Source organism: Flavobacterium sp. ov086 (assembly GCF_900187965.1).
Taxonomy (GTDB): domain Bacteria; phylum Bacteroidota; class Bacteroidia; order Flavobacteriales; family Flavobacteriaceae; genus Flavobacterium.
Map to the genome: position 1 here is coordinate 93,152 of NZ_FZNL01000014.1, position 21,981 is coordinate 115,132.

Sequence of the window (21,981 nt, forward strand, 5' to 3'; positions counted from 1 at the left end):
TTCCTATCTTTGTTTTATGAAAAACAAGTTGATAGTTATCGTTGCGATACCCGATATGCTTATTTTAGATATTGCAGGACCATTGGATGCCTTTCGTCTTGCAAAAGACCTAATTAAGGAACATTATAATCAAATCGAACTCTTTAATTATGATATTCTAATTGCATCACCTACTGATGAATTATGTTTAGGCGATTTTAATGGTTTAAAATTTAGTTGTAATAAACGAGCCATTGATATTACTGAACCTATTGACACGCTTATCATTAGTGGGTTTTCTTTCAAAACACCACTGCAGGATTATCGAATCTTTATAGAATGGTTACAACAAAATACATTTAAAATCCGTCGTCTATGTTCGGTTTGCGTAGGTGCATTTTTATTAGCAGAATCAGGGTTACTGGATGGTAAACTGGCTACTACACATTGGATGTATTGCGACTCATTAAAAAAGAAGTATCCATTGATTCAAGTGGAGTCAAAACCTATTTACATAAAACAGGATTTCATATATACCTCGGCGGGTGCATCAGCCGGTATTGATTTGTGTCTGGCTCTAATTGAAGAGGATTTAGGAAAAGAAATAAGTCTTTCTATAGCCAAAATATTAGTAATGTATTTACAACGACATGGCAATCAGAGTCAGTATAGTAATTTTCTTTCACAACCCGTTACAAGTAATGCTACAATAAAAAAGATTCATATCTGGATATTAGAAAATTTAAACAAATCACTAACCGTCCAAAATCTTGCTGAAATTGCCGCTATGAGTCTACGTAATTTCAATAGGGTTTTTACAGCTGAGACAGGAATTACTCCAGCAAAGTATGTTGAAAAGATAAGGTTGGAAACAGCTAAAAAGTATTTAGAAGAAACAGATTATGAACTAAAAAATATTGCACTTCTTACAGGATTTGTATCAATAGATACTATGCGGGCGGTATTTATGAAACATCATCACATATCTCCTTCAATTTATCGGGTACAGTTTAAAAAACCAACTTTTAATCTCCCATTATAAAAATAATAACAATTAAAATCACTTAAAAATGGAATCAAAAAAATTCCCAGAATTCAATAAAAAAGAAATTATAAAAGTTGCATTTCTACTATTTGACCATGTCGAAGCACTTGACTTAAATGGTCCAATAGATATATTTGTCAAGGCTAATTTTTTTGATAAAAGATTTGAACTTTTTACAGTTTCAACAAATGAAGATCCAGTGTATTCTGAAGGCAAAGTACTTCAAATGAAAGCCACTTATAACTTTTTAAATGCCCCGCAGGCGGACATTATTGTCATTCCTGGGGCAGAACCGTCACTTGTGAAAAAAATTGCCAATAACAATACTGAGATCTCTCAATGGATCAAAAAACAGCACCAAAAAGCTACATTGACATTTTCGGTTTGTACCGGCTCTGTGATTCTTGCTGCAACAGGTATACTTGAGAATAAAATGGCAACAACTCATTTTGGAGTAATGGAGTACTTAAAGCAATATAAAAGCATTCATACTATTGAAAATGTACGTTATGTATTAGATGGAAAAGTACTCACAACAGCAGGAATAACTTCCGGTTTAGACGGAGCATTATATGTCATTGAAGAAATATTGGGCAAAGAAATTGCCGATAATATTTCAAATATATTAGTTTACAATCGTGATGCGGATTTGAGTTTTATGAATAATAAATAAAAAAATAGTATTTCTTTAATTCTGGTACACCTGTGGGTATTATACACTAACGTTATTAATCAAAATAGTTAGTTAATAACTTCAAATACTCTAATAACAGAGTTCGAATTTTGTACTATTAGGTCACTATAAAAATAAAAAACCTGAGAAGACTCATTCTCGGGCTTGCTATAGAGTTCACAAATCGTATCAGTTTTTTTATGTTTGTAATAAAGTTAGTATTTGCTGGGAATCTGGATTCGAATCCCATTATAATAGCAAAGTAAAAAGTTAAAAATCAAGTAAAAAAGGCAATAAAGTTGTTAGACGTAGACATTGATTTGCGCATAATGTTAAGTCTTATTCCTCGACCTTCTATCTTTCGCAACTTATAGCATATCTTTTGCCTATATATCCAATGCCTGACTGATTTCTTTTTTCTTTTGAAATGCATTTAAGCTTAATCTTGATAAGTAAAATATACTTATGATAGTCAAAATATTTTTTCTTGATCAGCTCTGTTTTAACTTAATTGCAAATCACTAGAATACAATCCCAAAATAATAACAAACAAAAACTATCATGTTCAAATATAGCCCTGATATAATAACATTATTATATTTCTTAAACTTGTAGTTAACATAAATCAGTTTATAGATTAAAACACAAATTTCTTAAACCTCAAAAAACACTTGAAGAAAAGCAATGCTCCTCTTAAAACGCGATCCCCAATAAACATTGAGGATCGCAGTGTTTTTAAAGGAAACAAAAAAACTCCTGAACCTTCAATTTTAAAGAAAATTGAATTCTTCAAAAGCCCATTTAATACTGATATCTCTGGATTTCTAAAGTTTCAATACAGTTTTTTTTCCGTTATAAGAAATGTTCTTACTCGCCTCGCCTGGACTATCACCAACTGCCGTATCTGGACCCGCAACAATAATTTTGAAAATACGGGATTTTAACATTCCTGGAAAAGTACCTTCTCTGTCTTCTATAGTAAGCATTCGTGTTTTATCTTCCCATTTGAATTTGATAATTGAATACATTTTTTTCTCATAATTATAATTGTCATTTTCATCTTCATATAGCACAAATTCACCATCGGCACCAGGATAGATACGTATTTCAAGCTGATCCCATTTTTTTTCAGTGGCATATTGAACCTTAGGGCCAAAAGGAAGAATTGAACCTGCTTTGATATAAAGCGGAATTTGATCAACCGCCGATTCAGATACAATTGTTTGTCCTCCCTTGATGTATGCATTAGTCCAGAAATTGTACCAGTCAATTCCATTAGGCAAGTATACAGACCATTCTTTTGATTTATATTTAGTTACCGGAGCCACTAGAATCGAACGTCCGAATAAATACTCACTGCCAATATTGTGTGTGTTTTTATCAGATACAAAATCCATAATGAGCGGACGCATAAATGTTCCGTTGTTATTGCTGACATCCCAGGATGTACTGTAAATGTAGGGCAGCAAGCTGTATCGCAGCTTAATTGATTTTTCCTGCGCATCAAAACACCATGTTCCCCGTTCACCAAAATTCCAAATTTCACGTGGAAGATCAGTCCCATGAGAACGCATCATAGGACAAAAAGCCCCAAACTGCATCCAGCGAACATACAATTCCTGAAATTCAGGATTTTTATTTCCTCCATCCTTCTTCCATCTATCCGCAAAGAAACCACCAATATCACTGTTCCAATTAGGGATTCCCATTAAAGTATAATTCAATGCTGCGGGAATTTGCTTCTCCAGCATCTCCCAGGAAGAAACCACATCACCACTCCATGTATTTGAACCGTAAAGCTGTTGCCCTATAAATCCTGAACGCGTTAGAATTACAGCTCTCTTGTTGTCGTTGGCTTTACGCTGATTGACCGCAATTCCTTTATTATGCATAAGGCTGTATGCATTTTTTACACTGCGATAACTGCCCAAGTGGGTTGGAAGGTCATAATCTGAGTCTTTTCGATTGATATGGTCAGGTTCAGTTGAATCCAGCCACCAGCCATCGTTTCCAATATAACTGAATATTCCTTTGTTAAGATAGCGCCAGTAAATATCCAAGGCTTCCGGATTATATACATCATACGGTCTCGCACCGCTGTTTGGCGGCCAGGTATCAAAATTAATGATCATTTTTTTACTGTCAAATTCCTTACGCTGCTCTGTTTTGGGGCCAAATCCGGGCCAGGTTACAATTAATAATTTTGCATTTAGCTTGTGAATTTCGTCAGCCCATTTCTTCGGATTTGGAAATCTCTGTCTGTCAAAACTTTGCGAATTCCATAAACTGTCACTCTTGTTGAATTCAGGCCAGTATCTCCAATCCTGGATAACCACATCTATGGGTATTTTGAGATTTCGGTATTTTTTTAAAACATCCAGACTTTCATCTTCTGTGTGATAACGTTCCTTACTTTGAAAAAAACCATAAGCCCATAAAGGAAGCATAGGTGCTTTACCTGTAAGATCACGGACTTGCGCTACAACACCGTCTGCATTTTTACCATACATGAAATAATAATCGGCACAATGACCCAAACCTTCGAAAGAAAGTTCCTGCGCATTATCGTTGAACTTAGAAATAGAATAATTATCCCAGAAAACAGCATATCCTTTCACTGACATAAAATAAGGTGAATAAGTCGACATGTTTTCGTTCTGCATATGATGGGACGAATTACGGCGGCTGAATTTATTATCCATAATTTGTCCTACTCCGTAAATAGCTTCATCGCTGTCAAGCAAAAAACCTTCCCGTACGGTGTAAGAAGGTGTTCCTGCATCGTCTGTAGCTGAAAACTGCGTGCCGAAATCCTTATCTTTAAGAAGTAGTTTTCCGTTAGAGTCGTAGAAGCTTATACCGCCAGTTTCAGGGTTGACTTCAACTTGTATGGAACTGCTTTCTAATAAAGTTTTATTTCCTTTTTGTGTGGTTTTAATCGATATCGTTTCGGGCGATTTAACTACAGAGAGACTTTTTTTATTGTATGGAACCCCTTGTGGGATTTTAAACACACGTACAATATTGTTCGAATAGAATTCGATTTGAATATCCATATTCTGTGTTGCAAATTTTAGCCCCTGTCTTGTTCCCTCAATAGATTGAGCATTTAAATTTAGTGTTATGAAGACTGCAAGAGTCAGCATAAAACTGGTTGTTTTAGAAAATTTCATGGTTGTTTATATTTCGGTATCTAGAACATCAAAAGTATCCCAGAACCACCATATCTAGGCAGCAGTCATGTTGAAATAAATAACAATCATGTTGATTTTTTGATTATTTCTGCATATTCAGAAGGCCGGCAACCATACATCTCCTGAAAGCATTTACTAAGATAGCTGGAGCTGCTGAAACCAACTCTTTCTGTTATTTCTGAAATACTGAGTTCGCCTTCAAGAATCAATCCTGCCGCTTTCTGCAGGCGAATATTTCGGATAAACAAAGATGGTGGCTTCTCCAGCAATGCTATCAATTTACGATAAAGCCCCGTACGGTCCATACAAAGATCACGGCTTAGATGTTCAACAGAATAGTCCGGTACATTCAGGTTTTTTTCTACCAGTTCTAAAGCTTTCGCTAAAAACATTTCATCAGCCCTGTTTTCATTCCTGCTTTCTGCAGATTGTACAGTTTGTACGTTTGTTTGCGCAAGATAATTCTCCTTTTCTGTCTCCAGATATTTACATTGCTCTATTAGGTTCCGTACGCGGACTAACAGTATATCCTCTCTGTGATTTTGTTCGAGTTTTTTACGGCTGTAATAGAGATAGAAATAAATTCCTGCACCAATTAATGCTGTAAAAAGCAGTATAAATAGTACATATGCCGTAGTAGTTTTCCACCATGGCGGCTTTATGTTAATCCTTAACTCAGAAACCAAACCATTCCATTTTCGATTATTGCCGGACGACATCACCAGAAATGTATATGTGCCGTGAGGAAGATTTGTGTATGAAGTTGTCAGAATACCATCATTTCCGTTTTCACTTCGTCCTCCCGTTGAAGTTTCCCGCCAGTCATTGTCTATGCCCTTGAGCTGATACCTATAATAAGTTTGAGACGGGTTTTGATAATTTAATGCTGAGAACTCGAAGGTCAGGAAATTCTGATCATATGAAAGTTGTATTTCTTTTGTGTATGGCGCAGCTACGGGCATAATAATTCTCCCATCATATCGGGTACCTGGTTCTATTTTTTCTCCTTTTAAGAATAAATTTGTAAAAACAGGTTTAAAAGGTAGTTTTTCCGATGATACATGGTTTGTTTTTAATGTATTAAAACCGTTAATGCCTCCAAAATATAATGTTCCGTCCACAGCCTCAAATGCTGCTCCATTAGAATACTCTCCCTGTAACGTTCCTTCATCTGAACCGAAAGTAGTGAAACTAATTTTTCTGTTTACAGCATCTATTTGCAATTTTGTTATTCCATAACTTGTTGTTATCCAAATATTATGATGTCGATCTTCTAATATAGAATGTACAAAATTATTGGACAACCCGTCTTTTGTATAAAAAATCCTTTCTTTCTTCTTTTTTGGGTCAAAAAGTTTTAATCCATCCTGTGTTCCTGTCCATTCCCAGCCGCGTACATCCTTAAGAAATGTAGTCTCATTATTGATTCCGGTAAAAGTGCTTGCTTTATGGAACTTTTTTAATATTTCTAATGGTAATAACGAAGGTTGTATGACGGTCAATGTATTATCATTTTGACGCAATGGAGAATAATAATAAATAACTGCTCCTGCTTTAATGTAAATATTTCCATTTTTGTCTTCTGCAAATGACTGCACCGTAACATCTCCTCTTTCGGCTGACTGGAAACTAGATCGCCCAATATATTTAAACTTGTATCGGGAAGGATGATAATACAAGAGTCCCTGATTTAAAGTGCCCAGCCACAAGCCTCCTTGTTTATCATAAAAAAGTGTGCTTACCTCAGTCTTCAAAATACTTCCATCTACTTTTTTAAGCGTTGGAAAATATTGTTTTTGTCCGCTATGGCAGTTAATTATCCAGATCCCGTTGGTACAGCTGATATACGCAATATCATCTTTAGTAACTGCCAGAGTATTTAAAGTATAGGAAGTCTCAAGTATTTTTTTCCAGTCTTTTTTCTGAATATCAAAATAAAAAAAACCGCCTTTAGATCCGTTTCGCAATTGAAAAAAGCCATTCTTTCCTTTGACCACCATCGACGTAAAATTGAAAAAATCATACTCCGAGGCAGGATAAGCGGCACTGCTGAATAATTTTCTTCCTGTTTTTAAATCATAACAAACTACCTCACCAGTGCTGAAAAACAGATATAAGATATTGTTTTGACAATCTAGATCCTGCAATTGTCCATTATTCGCTTTTATATCTATAAAATCAGAAGAATTATATTTCCATAATCTGCCGGAAGACAGAAACCATAGTTGTTTACCTGAATCCAGAAAAAGATCTTCAACAGATTTTTTAAATCCTTTTTTCTTAAAATAAATATCAAGGTCTGGTAAATATTTTTCTGTACGAAGATCAACACACATCAATTTGTGTGCATCTTTTATCCATAGAAGAGAATCTTTTCCCTGATAAATCCGATAGAATCCATTATAACCTTTAAGAGGATAAATATGACGTCTATTATGATGGATATACTTAAAATGTTCTCCATCATAAAGATTTATATTACCGCTGGTTTTAAAAATCATCCTTCCATCTGAAAGCTGTAGAATAAAACGTATTTGATTGTCACTTAGTCCATCTGAAACGTTAATAGGAGAAAAAACCACATCGCTGGTCTGACCAACAGCAGTACTTAAAAAAATGAAGAAGATTATTATAATCTTAACTATATGATTCATTCTATTTATTCATTTGAGTACCGAAAAGAAATCATTGTCCAATAAAATCTAATTGGATTTTGTTATTTCATAGGATAATTGACAGGCTGACTATCGACAAACTGTTCAAAACTCAGAATTTTTCCATTTATTAGTTTCTAAACATGTGCCCCACTCTTGCCTCCATAGGTTTTCCCCTTAATTTTATTGACACCAGTATATATTTCCTTAAGCAACCACTTTATCCTCGCTTGCAACATAATCCTCAGGAGTAAATTTATAATAAATCCATTCACTTCCTAATCTGCTAAAGACATTTTTAGTGATATTTTTCCAAACTGGAATAGATACCTTTTTTACTACAAAAAGTTAGGACTGCCTCCTTAATGAAGACTCCCGAATAATAAGCTCTGTTTTTAGCACTATTTTTTGAATATTTTCTCCAATCTCATTTTTCTTCAAAAGCAAAAACATCAATTCCATTAGTTTAGAACTAATTTCGAATAGCGGCTGGGCAACACAACTAATTGAAGTTGAACATAGCTTAAACATATCATTATCATCGAATGCAACAATGCCAAATTCATTTAATAAATTACGACTACTCTCTTTAAAAACTTCTAATCCGTTTTGTGCAAGATAATTGGTTCCAAAAAAAATAGCATCCAAATGATTATGATCAGTCAGGAATTTTTCAATATGTTTTTTTCCTTTTCCTTTAAAAGTCTCATTGTAAGGAATTTGCAAAACGTTTGATTTCAAACCTTTATCATCAATTGCTTTATAATATCCTGACAATCGATCTCTCATTTGCGTTTGATTGGAATCTGTGGTCACAAAACCAATGTTCTTAAATTGATTATTTACCAAATGTAAGGTTGCATCATAAGAAGCCTGTTGATTATCTATACTAACACTGTTACAATCTAAACCTTCAAAAAAACGATCTAATAAAATAACTGGTTTATTATCTTTTATTAGGCTTTCTATAGTATCTTTTATTCCCGAGGAAGGAACAATAATAAAACCATCAACTTGACAAAAATTAAATATTTCAATCAACTCTTTGGATCTTTCATCGTTATTTTCGTTGCTGCAAAAAATGACTTTATATCCTTTGTCAAATGAAATATCTTCAAAAATTCGAGCTAATTTAGAAAAGAAACTATTTGAAATATCTTCTACCATAAAAACCAAAATTTTTGATTTCCCTGTTCTAAGGCTCTGTGCAATTTGATTAGGTCTGTAGTTTATTAGTTTTGCATAATCTAAAACCTTTTGCGTTAGCTCTTTAGAAATGTGTTTTTCTGTTGCTTTTCCATTCAATACAAAAGAAACCGTTGTTATGGAAATCTTTAGTTCATCAGCAATATCCTTAATAGAAACCGGTTTGTTTTTCATATCAATATTATTTTTTTACCGCTTCTAATTTATCCGGAAAAGCCGATTGCCCTTCTAAATTACTTATTATCAATGCATCTACATTTTTACTTTCTATGGCGTAGGCAAAATAATCTGGTTTGTTTTTTCCCCATAACACTGAACAGTTTTGTACTTTTATTCGTTGTGCATTATCAAAATAAAAGCCCGAAGTACTTCCCTTTACGAAACCTTCTAATTTAGACGGACGTCGATCATAAACACCTCCCTGATTGCTGGTTGTTTTATCAATAAAAAGACTAACATTATCAAAGACAACGTTGTTTATTTTGTCTTTTGATTCTGCACTAACATATACTCCGTTTTCACTCGTACATTGAATATTAGAAAAATAAATATTACTTATTGCGCCCACTTTCCCTTCGGTTGCTCCTTTTGGAAAACGCCAGTTTGCATCTTTATGGTTTCCGCTTGCACGACTATAAGCCGTTACATAAATAGGTTCAGCTTTTCCCCACCAGGTATCAGTAGTCAAACGTCCTTCGATAATCATGTTAGAAAAAATAACGTCGCTCACCGTTCCTTCATCTCTATTTTGAATTCCCACGCCACGATTACTATTTTTAATAATACAGTTATTAAAAACCACTTGTCTGATCGCATCCATGTTTTCTGAACCAATCTTAATGGCACAACTGCTGCTGGTCATGGTGCAATTTGTAACGGTTATGTTTTCGCAGGCACCAAATTCTTCAAATTCCCGTCTGTTTTTTAAACAAATGCAATCGTCTCCACTTTCGATATAACAATCGCTAATACGAACATTTTTTGAATGATCCAGGTCAATACCATCGCTGTTACGAACTTTTAAGCTGTTCAGCAATGTAATTCCGCTAATGACAACATCATTACAGCCCACAAGATGAATGGTCCAATAGGCAGAATTTCCGATATGAACATCTTTTATTCGGATATTTTTTCCTCCTATAATCGTTAAAACATGTGGACGCGGATCTAATACATTAAAGGGTTTTAATACATAAGCATCTTCCTCTTCGGCTCCCATAAACGAAATACCGTTTCCGTCAATTTTACCGTTTCCACTTATAGTAAAATTCTCAATGTTTTTACCTCCTATCCAGATTGTTCCTTCGCCTTTGTTTTCGCGAAAAGCACTTTCTGTGTATAATTTTTCATCTGGACTTGCTAAAATTTTAGCGCCTCCTTCAATATGTAAATCCACATTCGATTTGACATTAAAAGGTCCTGTGAGAAATGTAAACGGGGCTGGTATTAGTACTTGTCCGCCCGTTATACTACATGCATCAATTGCTTTTTGAATCGCAATAGCGTCGTTGGTTTTTCCGTCTCCCTTAGCGCCATATTTTTTAACGTCATATATTTTTTGCGCTACAGCACTAAGTGACAGGCAAAAAACAATTAAAGTAATTATATGTTTCTTCATTGATTTTATTTTTTTCGTTTAATCTTTTATTTAACCCCTTTATACCTGTAGCATCACTTAATAATTACACTAAAAAACCGATAAGCTCACCCGGATTTCCAAAACGATTGAAAGACGTATTTTGTATTACCAAAAAACAGTATATAATGCTACTAATATGCCACAGATAATGAATGAGCCAATAACAAACTCTGAGGATACTTTGAACATTGATTTATCAACTTCGATTTTTAATGTTTCCTGTTGTTGTTTAGACTCCGGATTTAAGAGACTAATGGCGATCATCATAAATACAATTATAAAAAAAGCGATGGTCATTCTGTCTAAAAAGGGATAATCAGGAAAAGCGCCATTTGTCCAGACGGGCAGGAATTTTAATACTGCTGCAATAGGCACTGTTAGCAATGCACCCGCAAGTCCGGCTGAGGGAGTTGTCTTTTTCCAAAACATTCCCAATAAAAAAATAGCCAAAACTCCTGGCGAAAAGAAACCAACATATTCTTGTATGAACTGATATGCCTGATCTAATGATTTTAATGCCGGTGCTACAAGAGCGGCAATAAACATTGCAACTATGACGCACCATCTTCCGGTAAGGACCAATTTTCTTTCTGTTGCCTTTTTGTTGAAATATTTTTTATAAATGTCTAAAGAAAAAATTGTAGAGATACTATTGGCTTTACCTGCCAATGAAGCTACAATTGCTGCTGTTAAAGCCGCTAATGCAACTCCTTTTAATCCTGCAGGCAACAAATTCATCAAGGTTGGATAAGCATGATCCGGTTTTAAAACTCCGGTTGCATCGACCATTTCCTGCTGAAACATTCCGTTTTGATGCATGACGTACATCGCAATACCCGGTAAAACTGCAATTATAGGAACTAATAATTTTAAAAAAGCCGCAAACAAAATTCCTTTACGGGCTGTTTTCAAATCAGCTCCTAAAGCTCTTTGAACAATGTACTGATTGCAGCCCCAATATGCCAGATTATTAATCAGCATACCTCCTATTATTACAGACATTCCCGGTAGTTCAGCATAATGCGGGTTCGATTTATCAAGGATCATTTTCAGATGACCGGGCGCTTCATCTTTTAAAACGGAAAGGCCTTTAAGGATATCTTTTCCAAACCCAAACTGTTCTGACAATAAGGTCAAGGACAAGTAAGTTGTAACCAAACCTCCAAGAATCAATACTATAACCTGAAACATATCTGTATATCCTATTACTTTCATGCCGCCTAAAGTGACAATAATAGAAAACAAACTTAGTCCTATGACACAAAATTGAAAGCTAATGGGCGCGATCGAAGAAATAGCCAAAGCGCCCAAATAAATAATAGAAGTAAGATTTACAAATACATATATCAGCAGCCAAATTATTGCCATTATAGTACTTACAGTATCATTATATCTTTTTGCCAAAAATTGTGGCATCGTAAATATCTTGTTTTTAAGATAAACAGGTAAAATAAACATGGCCACAATAATTAAGGTGGCGGCAGACATCCATTCATAAGAAGCAATAGCAAGTCCGATAGCAAAACCTGAACCACTCATGCCAATGAAATGTTCTGCTGAAATATTAGAGGCGATCAATGATGCTCCAATAGCCCACCAGGTAAGCGAACCTTCGGCTAAAAAATATTCGTTAGAACTAGTCGTTGCATTTTTTTTACTTCTGTAAATATACATTCCGTAGGATGTAACAATAACAAAGTAAATAAGAAAAACAATGTAATCTGCCGCTTGTAATGTGTTCATAATATGTGGTTATTTTGGTTAGTCAGTAAATGCATTTTTAAGATATTTGGGGTAAACTAAATACCTTTTTTAAGCTTAAAATCGATTAGTTTTTCTTCATAATCCGGCTTTCTTATATCGTATATATTTCTTTTTAAATTTTTAAAAACCATTTTCTTTTGTAGAGAAAATAAAGCAAAAGCAATTGTATGAGCGTTATTGATAAAGCGGTAAATACGGGCTGCCAAATGAGGGGTAAAAATGTAATGATGCCTCCAAATACAAATGCTGCGGTATGTCCGAAATTTACCAAACCCTCAGACGCCATATAAATCAAAATAGAATTTGAACCAATTATGATTAAAGGAAATGCCCACGTGCGAAAACCCCATACATCGATTATTAAATAGAAAAATGTGAAAAACAAAATACTGAATCCTCCCACATAACATACAAAAGAGCTTGACCACAGGCGTTTATTGATGGGAAAATCATAATTCCAAATCATTCCTATGCCTATCAAAACAATTGCCGATGTGATCATGATTATTGTTTTCCTGCTTACCGAATCATTTATACTGTGTTTCAAAAAAGTTCCCAGAAACACACCCAGCAAAGCTGTGGCAATAGCCGGTATAGTCGAAAATAAACCTTCGGGATCATAAACTTTACTGTGCAATCTTCCTGGTAAAAACTGCTGGTCAATATAACTCGTAAAGGATCCTTCTTTAGTTAAAATACCAGCTCCAAAATTAGGAACTGGCACTAACTTCAAAACTAAGTAATAACCAAACAAAATACCTGCAAACCAAAGCAGCTGTTTTTTTAAATCAAAATTTAAATAGATCATACCTGCAAAAAACCAGGCAAGTCCTATACGTCCCAATACACTGGCAAAACGAGTTTGATTATAGCCATCAAACCGTAATAATCCATTTACAACAAGTCCCAGAAATAATAAAATACACGTTCTTTTTAGCATCGAGAGGTATATTTTTTGTTTTTCTTTGGATGGTAATTCCATTGGAGTTTTTACACCGGCATTAATCATTTTTTTATCAAAAGAATAAGGCATCGAAACCCCTGCAACAAATAGAAATACAGGAAATATCATATCATAAAACGTAATGCCATTCCAGTCTGTATGATGCAATTGTGATGACATCCATATAAAAACAGGAATTGGTGCAGCTTTAGCCAATGCGTGTATGATATGTTCGCCGCTCATAATCCAAAACATAACAAACCCTCTTAGCACATCCAAAGAAATTAATCTTCCACTTTCAGTCGTATTACTCATAATTGCACTTATTTAAAAGCATATTCAGTTATTGATTTCTCCAGAAGAGTATCAATAATTATAAATGATATTTTTTATTTGAAACTTTTAGATTGTATAATTTCCTAACACATAGAAACATAGATTTTATTTTTCCTAAAAGAGAATAAAAAAGAAATTCGTTTCTTCACACATAGTTGCTATGTGAATTTTAATGGGTGAAACGTCTTTTTTAAGTTTACTAAAACTATGTTTCTATGTGTTAAATTTTTAAGGCTATTCGATTGGTTTTATGACAAATCCGTAGCTGTATTCGTTTTGTTTCAATAGATATTGCTCATGCGGCGGTAATCCCCAACTGTTATCGCCGCCAAGTCCTCGTTGGGTTAAATCAACACAAACAACAACTTCTTTTCTGGGTGTAATATCGCTCAGGTGCATATTCTTTTTTGATAATCCGGGATCAAAATCACTTGGATAATTGTTCAACGCACTTATTCCTAAAGGCTGTAATCCTTTTATTTCAAGTCCTTTACCACTACTATCTGAAAGTTTAAACCAACGAACTTCTGTTTTATACCCATTTTCCTGCGGGCGTGTATAGGGAACATATTGGTCTGCTACTGTACTTTTATAAATTCCTTTTAAAGCAGCTGTATTTCTATCCGGATAATTTTCTAATGGTCCTCTTCCGTAATAGTCTAGATTCTCCAGCGTATTTTTAAGGACGAAAATCATTCCAAAACGAGGCATTTCCGGCACTGGATTATTTCCTTTTTTATAGGATGGAATAATCTCTAAAGCTCCGTCATTGCTCAAAGAATATTTAATGGTATAATCCGAGAAAACATCATTAAGTTTCAGTTTGGCAACAATATATTTCTTGCCATTTTCATCCATTTCCTGAATATTTTCTAAAGTGCTGTTTTTACCTGCCGTTCTCCAAACATTAGACTTTATCTGCATTTTATTACCAATATCATTATCTGTTGGCGCTCTCCAAAAATTAGGCTCCGGATATTGTTTGAAACATTCTTCTCCGTTTAAACTATAATAAGTAATTAGTCCGGTTGTCTTACTAATCTTAACCGTTACTTTGGGAGAACTCCAAACAAATTGGTCTTTTTCATCCTGAATATTGGATGAAGAAGATGCTGTTTTCTCAAAATAGTTGTCGCTCTCTAAAACAAACTGTTCTTTGGCAATTTCAAAATTCTGCGGTAGTAATTCTGATCCCGTTTTAGTATAGGCAAAAACATTCAATAAATATTCTACTCCTGGTTTTGACTGTAATTTTGGCAAATCAAGTTTGAATTGTTTTTTTGATTTCGGATTTAAATTAACCTCAATTGTTCCTTCTTTTATACTTTTTCCGTTTTCTAAAACCTGATATTTAAAGTTGTATTGATTTAAATTTGTAAACCCAAAATCGTTTATGATTTCGATAATTCCATTTTTAACATCGATAGCTTCAAATAAAATATCCTGATATACTTTTTTTACTTCAAAAGCACCCGGATGTGGCGTTCTGTCTGGCCAAACCAATCCGTTATGGCAAAAATTTTCATCATTTGTATAATTCTGACTTCCCATGTCGCCTCCATAAGACCAATATTTACGGCCTGCTTCATCTTTCATTTCGAATCCCTGATCTACCCAATCCCAAATAAAACCGCCCTGCATATTTTTGCTGCCGCGAATAATATCCCAATATTCCTGAAAGTTACCGCTGCTGTTTCCCATTGCATGCGAGTACTCACACATTATATACGGACGAGCCACTTCTTTACGTGCCGCATATTCTTTCATGTAAGCAATAGTTGGATACATAGGGCAAACGATATCTGTGTTTTCGTTTTCTTTTGCCTGCTCAAACTGCACCAATCGGGTATTGTCTCTCTTTTTGATCCATTTGTAAGCTTCATGAAAAACAGGTCCGTTGGCACTTTCATTACCTAATGACCAAAGAATTACTGATGGAGCATTTTTATCTCTTTCAACAAGACTATAAATTCTATCCAGATGTGCTTCTCTCCATTCCGGAAGATGACCCGGATTAGTTTTTGGATTCATATAAATAAGAGGCTGTCCCTCTACGCCCATTCCATGACTTTCTATATTGGCTTCGTCTACTAGAAACAAACCATATTTATTACATAATTTTACCCATAAAATATTATTAGGATAATGACTGCAACGCACTGAATTGATATTCAGTTGTTTCATCATCCTGATGTCTTTCATCATGGTGGCTTCATCCTGATAATGTCCCGTTACCGGATTATGCTCATGAATATTTACACCATGAACTATTAATCGTACTCCGTTTACCAATAATTGTCCGCCTTTTAACTCTACTTTTCTGAACCCAATTTGAGTAGAAACGGTTTCTATTATATTGCCTTTTTCGTTTTTTAAAGTTAGAAGCAAAGTATAGAGATTAGGAGTTTCGCTGCTCCATAATTTTTGACTGGAAACATTTTGGGTAAAATTGATGGTTTGAATTTTATTGGCTTCAAAATTTACTTTTAAGTCTTTAGTAAAAACATTTTTCCCAAAAGAATCTACCAGTTTTGCTTCTACTGTTTGATTGTTTATAGCAACTGAAGTCAGGTTTTTTAAATTAACGTCTACATTCAGACTTCCGTTTTTGTATTTTGAATCTAAATCAGGTTTTGCAAAAAAATCTGCAATACGAATATCATTAGTGCTATATAAATAAACATTTCTGTCAATTCCGGAAAGTCTCCACATATCCTGATCTTCAAGATAAGAACCATCACTCCATCTGTAAACCTCTACAGCAACATCATTTTTTCCCGGTTTTACATATTTTGTAATATCAAATTCTGCCGGACTTTTCGTGTTTTCAGTGTAGCCTACTTTTACTCCGTTTACCCAGATATACATCGCTGATGTTCCTGCTTCAAAATGAAGATAGACATGACGATTATTCCAATTTTCCGGTAAAACAAAATCTCTTTTATAAGATCCCACGGGATTATCTGAATGATTGATGAAAGGCGGATTTCTTTCGAAAGGATAGGTAATGTTCGTATAAATTGGAATACCGTAACCGTTCAATTCCCAGTTTGATGGCACTTGTAATTCTTTCCAATTCAAAGTGCTGTAATCTTCTTTATAAAAATCCTTTGGTCGCTGGTCCGGTGTTGGTGACCACGAAAATTTCCATTTTCCATTCAGGGAAAAATACCAGGGTGAGTTTGCATAATTATCACTTATTGCAGATTTTTCATCTGCATAAGGAAGAAATGCTGCTCGTGCAGGTTCTCGATTAATCTGGAAAACCTGTGGATTTTCCCAATCATTTTTATCTGTTTTTTCTTGTCCTAAAACAGTTATACCACAGATTAGGAAGAGGAACAATAAAAATTTTCTGGTTTTGTTTTTTTGCATTTTAGTATAGTTAGATATCTTCAAATTGAAGTGAGTACAAAAATTGAAATTTACTAAAACTTCAATTTTTCCGGTAAATATTTAGCGACTAATTCTTTATAATACGGCAGTAACGCTTTGACATCTGGCTTAACAGGTGCTTTTGTATATAAATCATAAGGATTAAATTTTCTTACCCAGTCAAACATTTCTATGTCTTTTTCATTCATTAAATGTGCGTAGGCATTCTCTTTATGTTGGGAGTAAAACGAGTGATATCTGATCATATACAAAGCCGGATCCGGTAAGTAGTCTTTCATGATCTGATACAGATATTCGTCATGTCCCCAACTCATTTTTACGTTATCGAGCCCGCAATTTTGAGTATAAACGCCTAGCTTCGTATTGAATCTCTGATCTGTATAATCCGGATTCTCTTTAAAAAATTCTGAATATACTATTTGATCTGAGTACGAACAGCCAACAGGAAAAGTATCGCCGACAACTGCCCATTGCGGTTCTCCAAACAAACATAAAATTTTTCCCAGATCGTGTATAAAACCCGTTAACACAAACCAATCCGGATGACCATCTGCTCTAATTGCTTCAGAAGTTTGCAAAAGATGCTGCGTTTGGTCTAAATCAATATCTGGATCACTATCATCAACAAGTGTATTTAAAAAGTCAACGGCTTCCCAAATTGACATTTCTTTTTTATTAAACTGTAGAAATTCTTCTTCTTTACTGCATACAAAATCATAGGTTTGATAGGTATGATTGATTCTATAAAACTCTTTAACGGTTTCTACTCTTTCTGAATCGACATAATTTCTAAACTCTTCTTTTTCCTTTACAGGTTCAGATGGATCTGGATATCGCAGTAATAAATCATCTTCCCATTCATCCAAATTATGCAATGGATTATCAGTGTCTATTGGCTTTTTCATTAGATTTAAAATTAAAAGTTATAAGACAAAAATAGAATTACAAATAGAATCCAAAATGGACTAATAAATCAAAAACATGGATAAATCTTAATTTAATATGATTTTTTCAATAAATAATCGTAAAGTATAAATTCCAATAAAAAAATCCCAAATCCTAATTGTTCAAAGAGTTGGGATTTAGGATTTTTTTATTGGAATTTAATTAATGAGTTTACTTGGAGGGAATCCAAATTGCTTTTTAAAACATCTGCTAAAATATAAGGGATCATTAAAACCTACCAGATTAGTAACTTCAGAAACATTATATTTTTTGGTTTTTAAGAGTTCTGCCGATTTTTTTAGACGTATGGTTCTAATAAATTCATTAGGAGCTAAATCTGTTAGTTCTTTAATTTTTCTGTATAATTTAGAGGAACTCACACCTAGTTTATCACATAAAAATTCTGTTGACAAATCTAACTCGCCCAGATTATCATTTATTAAACCGGTTATTTTTTCCATGAATTCCTCATCAATTGGAGAATGAGTAAGTAGACTTATTTTACTTTCTACTTCTCCGGAGAATTTTAATTTTAACTCTGATCTTGATTTAATAATATTTTCAATTACCGTTTTTAATAACGAGGGTTCAAAGGGTTTTACTAAATAACCATCAGCTCCTGTTTCATATCCTTTAACCTTATCTACGTTTTCTGCAAGTGCCGTTAATAAAACGACTGGTATATGACTAATAAACTCATCGCTTTTTAGTTCTTTACAAAATTCGAGTCCATCCATAACTGGCATCATAACATCTGCAATACATAAGATTGGTTTAATTTGTCGGCAAATTTTCAGGCCTTCTTCTCCATTTTCGGCATCATAAACTTTGTAGTAATCGGATAGATAATCGACCAAATATTTTCTAAGTTCAATATTATCTTCGATAACCAATACTTTCTCTTTTAAATCTACGCTCTGAATTATTTTTTTTACCGATTTTTCAGGAATTAGCATGCTTAAATTGTCATTTTTTAAAGCATATTCAAATACTTCTTTATCATCGTAAGAAATGCGGTCTATGGGAATTTCAACCTTAAATGTACTTCCTTTACCCAAGGTACTTTCTACGGTTATAGATCCTTTGTGAAGCGCCACTAACGATTTTACTAAAGACAGACCAATACCCGATCCTGTGTTATTTGCTTTACTATTGGTAGCCTGATAAAAGCGTTTGAAGATTTTTTCCTGACTTTTTAATGGAATTCCAATTCCGTCATCGATAACTTCCAGAATTAAAATTTCTTCAGTACTATTTTTTAGCCTGATAAATAAATCTACATTACCGTATTTGTTGGTAAACTTCAACGCATTAGACAAGAGATTGTAAAGAATTTTATCATATTTATCATTATCTACCCAACCCTTAATATCTTCGGCCTCAGCAATAAAATTTAATTTAATTTTCTTGTTGTATGCCATTTCCTTAAAGGAATCAAAAATATTTTTAGAATAGGCCAGAATATCTGTTTTTGAAACTTTAAGTTTTAATTCCCCTGACTGTGCTTTTCTAAAATCGAGTACCTGATTTACCAGATTTAACAGCCTGCTGGCATTTTGATAGATTAGATTGTATCTGCTTTTTTCATAATCGGTTGCATTATTATTTTCATCCAATAATTGCTTGGCGGGACCTAAAATAAGTGTTAACGGAGTCCTTAATTCATGCGAAATATTCGTAAAAAATCGTAGTTTTTCGTTATTCAGCTTAATATCATGTTCCCTGTTTACTTTTTCGGTAAGCAATTCCTGTTTTAGGCGGATACGGTTTTTAATTTCTCTTCTGATAAAATAAAAAATGGAAACCAGCAGTGCAAAGAATAGTAAAAATGATATTGGCGTTAACCAAAAAGGCGGAAGAATTTTTATCTGATAAGAAACCACCTTGCTCCAATGACCGTCGCTATTACTGGATTTTATTTTGAATACATAATTACCCGGAAAAAGATTGGTATACTGAACAGTTCTTGAGTTACTATTGGCTGTAATCCAATTTTTATCAAAGCCTTCCAGCATATACTGAAACTTATTCAGTTTTTCGTTAGCAAATGACGGAGTCGAAAACTGTAGTGAAAAATTTCGGTTTTTGTAGTTGAGTTCTACCTTTTTTCCATAGTTCAGGTCCTTTGAAAGCGGAACATCTCCGTTAATTTCCATTTCAGGAAATACTTCTTCATTCTGAATTTTAAATTCGGAAATGACTGGTTCAGGTGACCAATTATTTCTTTTCATTGTTTGTGGAGAAAAAGAAATAATACCATTTTTACCTCCAAGAAAAATAGTAGAATTATTAAAATTAAAAAAACCGCTTGAACTAAAAACATCCAGTCTATTACCACTGTTTACATGGTAAATATTAATATCTTTTAAATCTGATTTTACCCAGGCAATACTATTATTATTGATGTTTAGCCATAAATTTCCGTTTGCGTCTGTTAACATATCGGTAATCCATGTACCGGAGATTTCTTTAAAGTTTTTTATAGTTGAAAAAGTGTTTTTTTTAGAATCGAACAAACATAGTCCAAAACGCGTAGATGCCCATATTTTACCTTTTTTGTCGATCATGATATCACTAACATTGTCTTCATTAGGTATGCCATTTTCTTTTTTAGAAAGTGATTTGTACGTTTCTATTTTACCTGATGCCACATTATATTTCACAACACCTGTTTCTGTAGCAAACCACACATTGTTTTGAGTATCTTTTTCTATAGCATTTATCTGAAAGCCCGGTAATAATTTTCCTTTCGAAGCCTGTACTTCTAAAGTTTTTGTATTTAATATAACGGCTCCTTCTCCAAATGAACCTATCATCATCGATTGATCTCCAATTTTATTAAAAGCAAATATTGGCGATGTATCAAAACCCAGATTAATTTCTTTTGATGAATTAGCGCTGTAGTTATACACCATCATTTTACCATCCCAAAGTCCACAATAAAAAATTTTGCCATCTTCAGAATAGATACTCGATATATCAATCGATTTATTGTACAGCGGCACAAAACCTTTTGCACTTGAAATAAAAAGTCCGTTATGACTAGTAGCTACAATTACTTTTCCGTCGTATGTTTTAGAAAACCCCCTTATGCGTGGTGCCTGATTGCCTATGTAACGTGAGATGTCTTTATTGAGTACGAATTGGTTTTCGTACGGATCAAACTTGTCAAGGCCGTCCTCTGTCCCAATCCATAAAACTCCTGAACGATCAAAGTATAAAGCCGAAATTAAATTATCAACGATCGAAGTATCATCTGATAGCACTGAATAATACCATTTGTAATCTCCTTTTTGAATGTCCTCTAATTGCCTGCAAACCAGTAATCCTCCAAGAGTTCCAACCCAGTATTTACCATCCGGAGCCTGGGCAACTGATAAAAAGTACGGCCCCAAATTGCCTCTAATTTCTTTGTTTTCAATATATAAATTTACAAATTCATCCTTTTTTTCATCTAATTTGTAGAGTCCTTTACGTGTTCCTACAAAAATATCGGCTTTAGCATCTTCATAAATAAAATTGATATACGGGTTTTTTTCATTAGAATAAGGAACAGAGAGTGTGTAATTATTCATTTTTACAATTGTTCCTTTACTGTCTAAGGTTATTTTGGCAACAGATCCTTTATCATAACTGCCTACCCAAATATTTCCTTTTCTGTCTTCAAAAATTTCTTTTACATAATCAAAACCTTTAATCGGAATTTTTTCGAATCTGTTTTCTTTCAAAAAAAACATATAAAGTCCCTGATTTTTTGTACCTACCCAAACTCTCTTGAATTTATCAACATATACCGATCTGATTTCTCCTTCGGGCAAACTGTTTGGGTCATTTTTTTTAGGCAAGAAAGTGACAAAAACATGTGTATCCATTTTAAAAAGTGTCAAACCTTTTCTGGTTCCTATCCATAAATGATTTGATGATTCATCTAATTCTAATGCCGTAATATCATCATTGTACAATTTATTATTACCGGGAGACGAACTCATGTAGTTTTTAAACTGATACCCATCAAAACGATTCAATCCAAAAAAAGTACCAAACCATAAAAATCCTTTTTTATCCTGTACAATATGCCTCACCGAGTTATGTGACAAACCGTTGTTGTCATTATAATGCGTAAATTTTATATTCTGTGAATGCGAATAATAAAATGTGGCTAAACAAAGGAATAATATAAAAGGATTTCGTTTCATAAAATGAATTA

General features: G+C 33.9%; 11 protein-coding genes. 2 read left to right on the top strand and 9 right to left on the bottom strand.

What is annotated here, in order from left to right; translation table 11 throughout:
- Positions 1–16 precede the first annotated feature (16 nt).
- Together CHB81_RS15790 and CHB81_RS15795 are read left to right on the top strand one after the other, a co-directional pair.
- Positions 17–1,021: a GlxA family transcriptional regulator gene (locus CHB81_RS15790; RefSeq protein WP_089352826.1), complete on the top strand. Its 1,005-nt coding sequence runs from the start codon at positions 17–19 to the stop codon at positions 1,019–1,021.
- Positions 1,022–1,049: 28 nt separating this feature from the next.
- Positions 1,050–1,697: a DJ-1/PfpI family protein gene (locus CHB81_RS15795; protein ID WP_089352827.1), complete on the top strand. Its 648-nt coding sequence runs from the start codon at positions 1,050–1,052 to the stop codon at positions 1,695–1,697.
- Positions 1,698–2,521: 824 nt separating this feature from the next.
- On the opposite strand, the gene CHB81_RS15800 is transcribed toward CHB81_RS15795, so the two are convergent.
- The 9 genes from CHB81_RS15800 to CHB81_RS15840 all read right to left on the bottom strand — a co-directional run bounded on the left by CHB81_RS15800 (position 2,522) and on the right by CHB81_RS15840 (position 21,970).
- Positions 2,522–4,870: a TIM-barrel domain-containing protein gene (locus CHB81_RS15800; protein ID WP_089352828.1), complete on the bottom strand. Its 2,349-nt coding sequence runs from the start codon at positions 4,868–4,870 to the stop codon at positions 2,522–2,524.
- An 86-nt stretch (positions 4,871–4,956) separates the two neighbouring features.
- A complete protein-coding gene (locus CHB81_RS15805) occupies positions 4,957–7,545 on the bottom strand; it encodes a helix-turn-helix domain-containing protein (protein WP_089352829.1) in 2,589 nt (862 codons plus the stop codon).
- Between the two features lie 348 nt (positions 7,546–7,893).
- The gene (locus CHB81_RS15810; protein ID WP_089352830.1) at positions 7,894–8,925 is read right to left on the bottom strand and encodes a LacI family DNA-binding transcriptional regulator; all 1,032 of its coding nucleotides are present in this window, start codon (positions 8,923–8,925) and stop codon (positions 7,894–7,896) included.
- 7 nt (positions 8,926–8,932) lie between these two features.
- A complete protein-coding gene (locus tag CHB81_RS15815) occupies positions 8,933–10,369 on the bottom strand; it encodes a glycoside hydrolase family 28 protein (RefSeq protein ID WP_089352831.1) in 1,437 nt (478 codons plus the stop codon).
- Positions 10,370–10,495: 126 nt separating this feature from the next.
- On the bottom strand, positions 10,496–12,133 hold the full coding sequence (locus tag CHB81_RS15820) for a sodium/sugar symporter (protein ID WP_089352832.1): 1,638 nt from the start codon (positions 12,131–12,133) through the stop codon (positions 10,496–10,498).
- A gap of 133 nt (positions 12,134–12,266) precedes the next feature.
- Positions 12,267–13,412, bottom strand: a complete 1,146-nt coding sequence (locus tag CHB81_RS15825) for an acyltransferase family protein (RefSeq protein ID WP_089352833.1) — start codon at positions 13,410–13,412, stop codon at positions 12,267–12,269.
- A 255-nt stretch (positions 13,413–13,667) separates the two neighbouring features.
- The gene (locus CHB81_RS15830) at positions 13,668–16,808 is read right to left on the bottom strand and encodes a glycoside hydrolase family 2 TIM barrel-domain containing protein (RefSeq protein WP_089352834.1); all 3,141 of its coding nucleotides are present in this window, start codon (positions 16,806–16,808) and stop codon (positions 13,668–13,670) included.
- Positions 16,809–16,861: 53 nt separating this feature from the next.
- On the bottom strand, positions 16,862–17,734 hold the full coding sequence (locus CHB81_RS15835) for an inositol oxygenase family protein (RefSeq protein WP_089352835.1): 873 nt from the start codon (positions 17,732–17,734) through the stop codon (positions 16,862–16,864).
- 198 nt (positions 17,735–17,932) lie between these two features.
- Entirely contained in the window at positions 17,933–21,970 is a 4,038-nt protein-coding gene (locus CHB81_RS15840; protein WP_089352836.1) for a hybrid sensor histidine kinase/response regulator transcription factor, read from the bottom strand.
- Positions 21,971–21,981: the final 11 nt, after the last annotated feature.

Bases quoted from the DNA above. Each gene is read 5' to 3' on its own strand.
- CHB81_RS15790 (WP_089352826.1), top strand. From the start codon at position 17: ATGAAAAACAAGTTGATAGTTATCGTTGCGATACCCGATATGCTTATT.
- CHB81_RS15840 (WP_089352836.1), bottom strand. From the start codon at position 21,970: ATGAAACGAAATCCTTTTATATTATTCCTTTGTTTAGCCACATTTTAT.
- CHB81_RS15810 (WP_089352830.1), bottom strand. From the start codon at position 8,925: ATGAAAAACAAACCGGTTTCTATTAAGGATATTGCTGATGAACTAAAG.
- CHB81_RS15835 (WP_089352835.1), bottom strand. From the start codon at position 17,734: ATGAAAAAGCCAATAGACACTGATAATCCATTGCATAATTTGGATGAA.
- CHB81_RS15815 (WP_089352831.1), bottom strand. From the start codon at position 10,369: ATGAAGAAACATATAATTACTTTAATTGTTTTTTGCCTGTCACTTAGT.
- CHB81_RS15800 (WP_089352828.1), bottom strand. From the start codon at position 4,870: ATGAAATTTTCTAAAACAACCAGTTTTATGCTGACTCTTGCAGTCTTC.
- CHB81_RS15825 (WP_089352833.1), bottom strand. From the start codon at position 13,412: ATGAGTAATACGACTGAAAGTGGAAGATTAATTTCTTTGGATGTGCTA.
- CHB81_RS15830 (WP_089352834.1), bottom strand. From the start codon at position 16,808: ATGCAAAAAAACAAAACCAGAAAATTTTTATTGTTCCTCTTCCTAATC.
- CHB81_RS15820 (WP_089352832.1), bottom strand. From the start codon at position 12,133: ATGAACACATTACAAGCGGCAGATTACATTGTTTTTCTTATTTACTTT.
- CHB81_RS15805 (WP_089352829.1), bottom strand. From the start codon at position 7,545: ATGAATCATATAGTTAAGATTATAATAATCTTCTTCATTTTTTTAAGT.
- CHB81_RS15795 (WP_089352827.1), top strand. From the start codon at position 1,050: ATGGAATCAAAAAAATTCCCAGAATTCAATAAAAAAGAAATTATAAAA.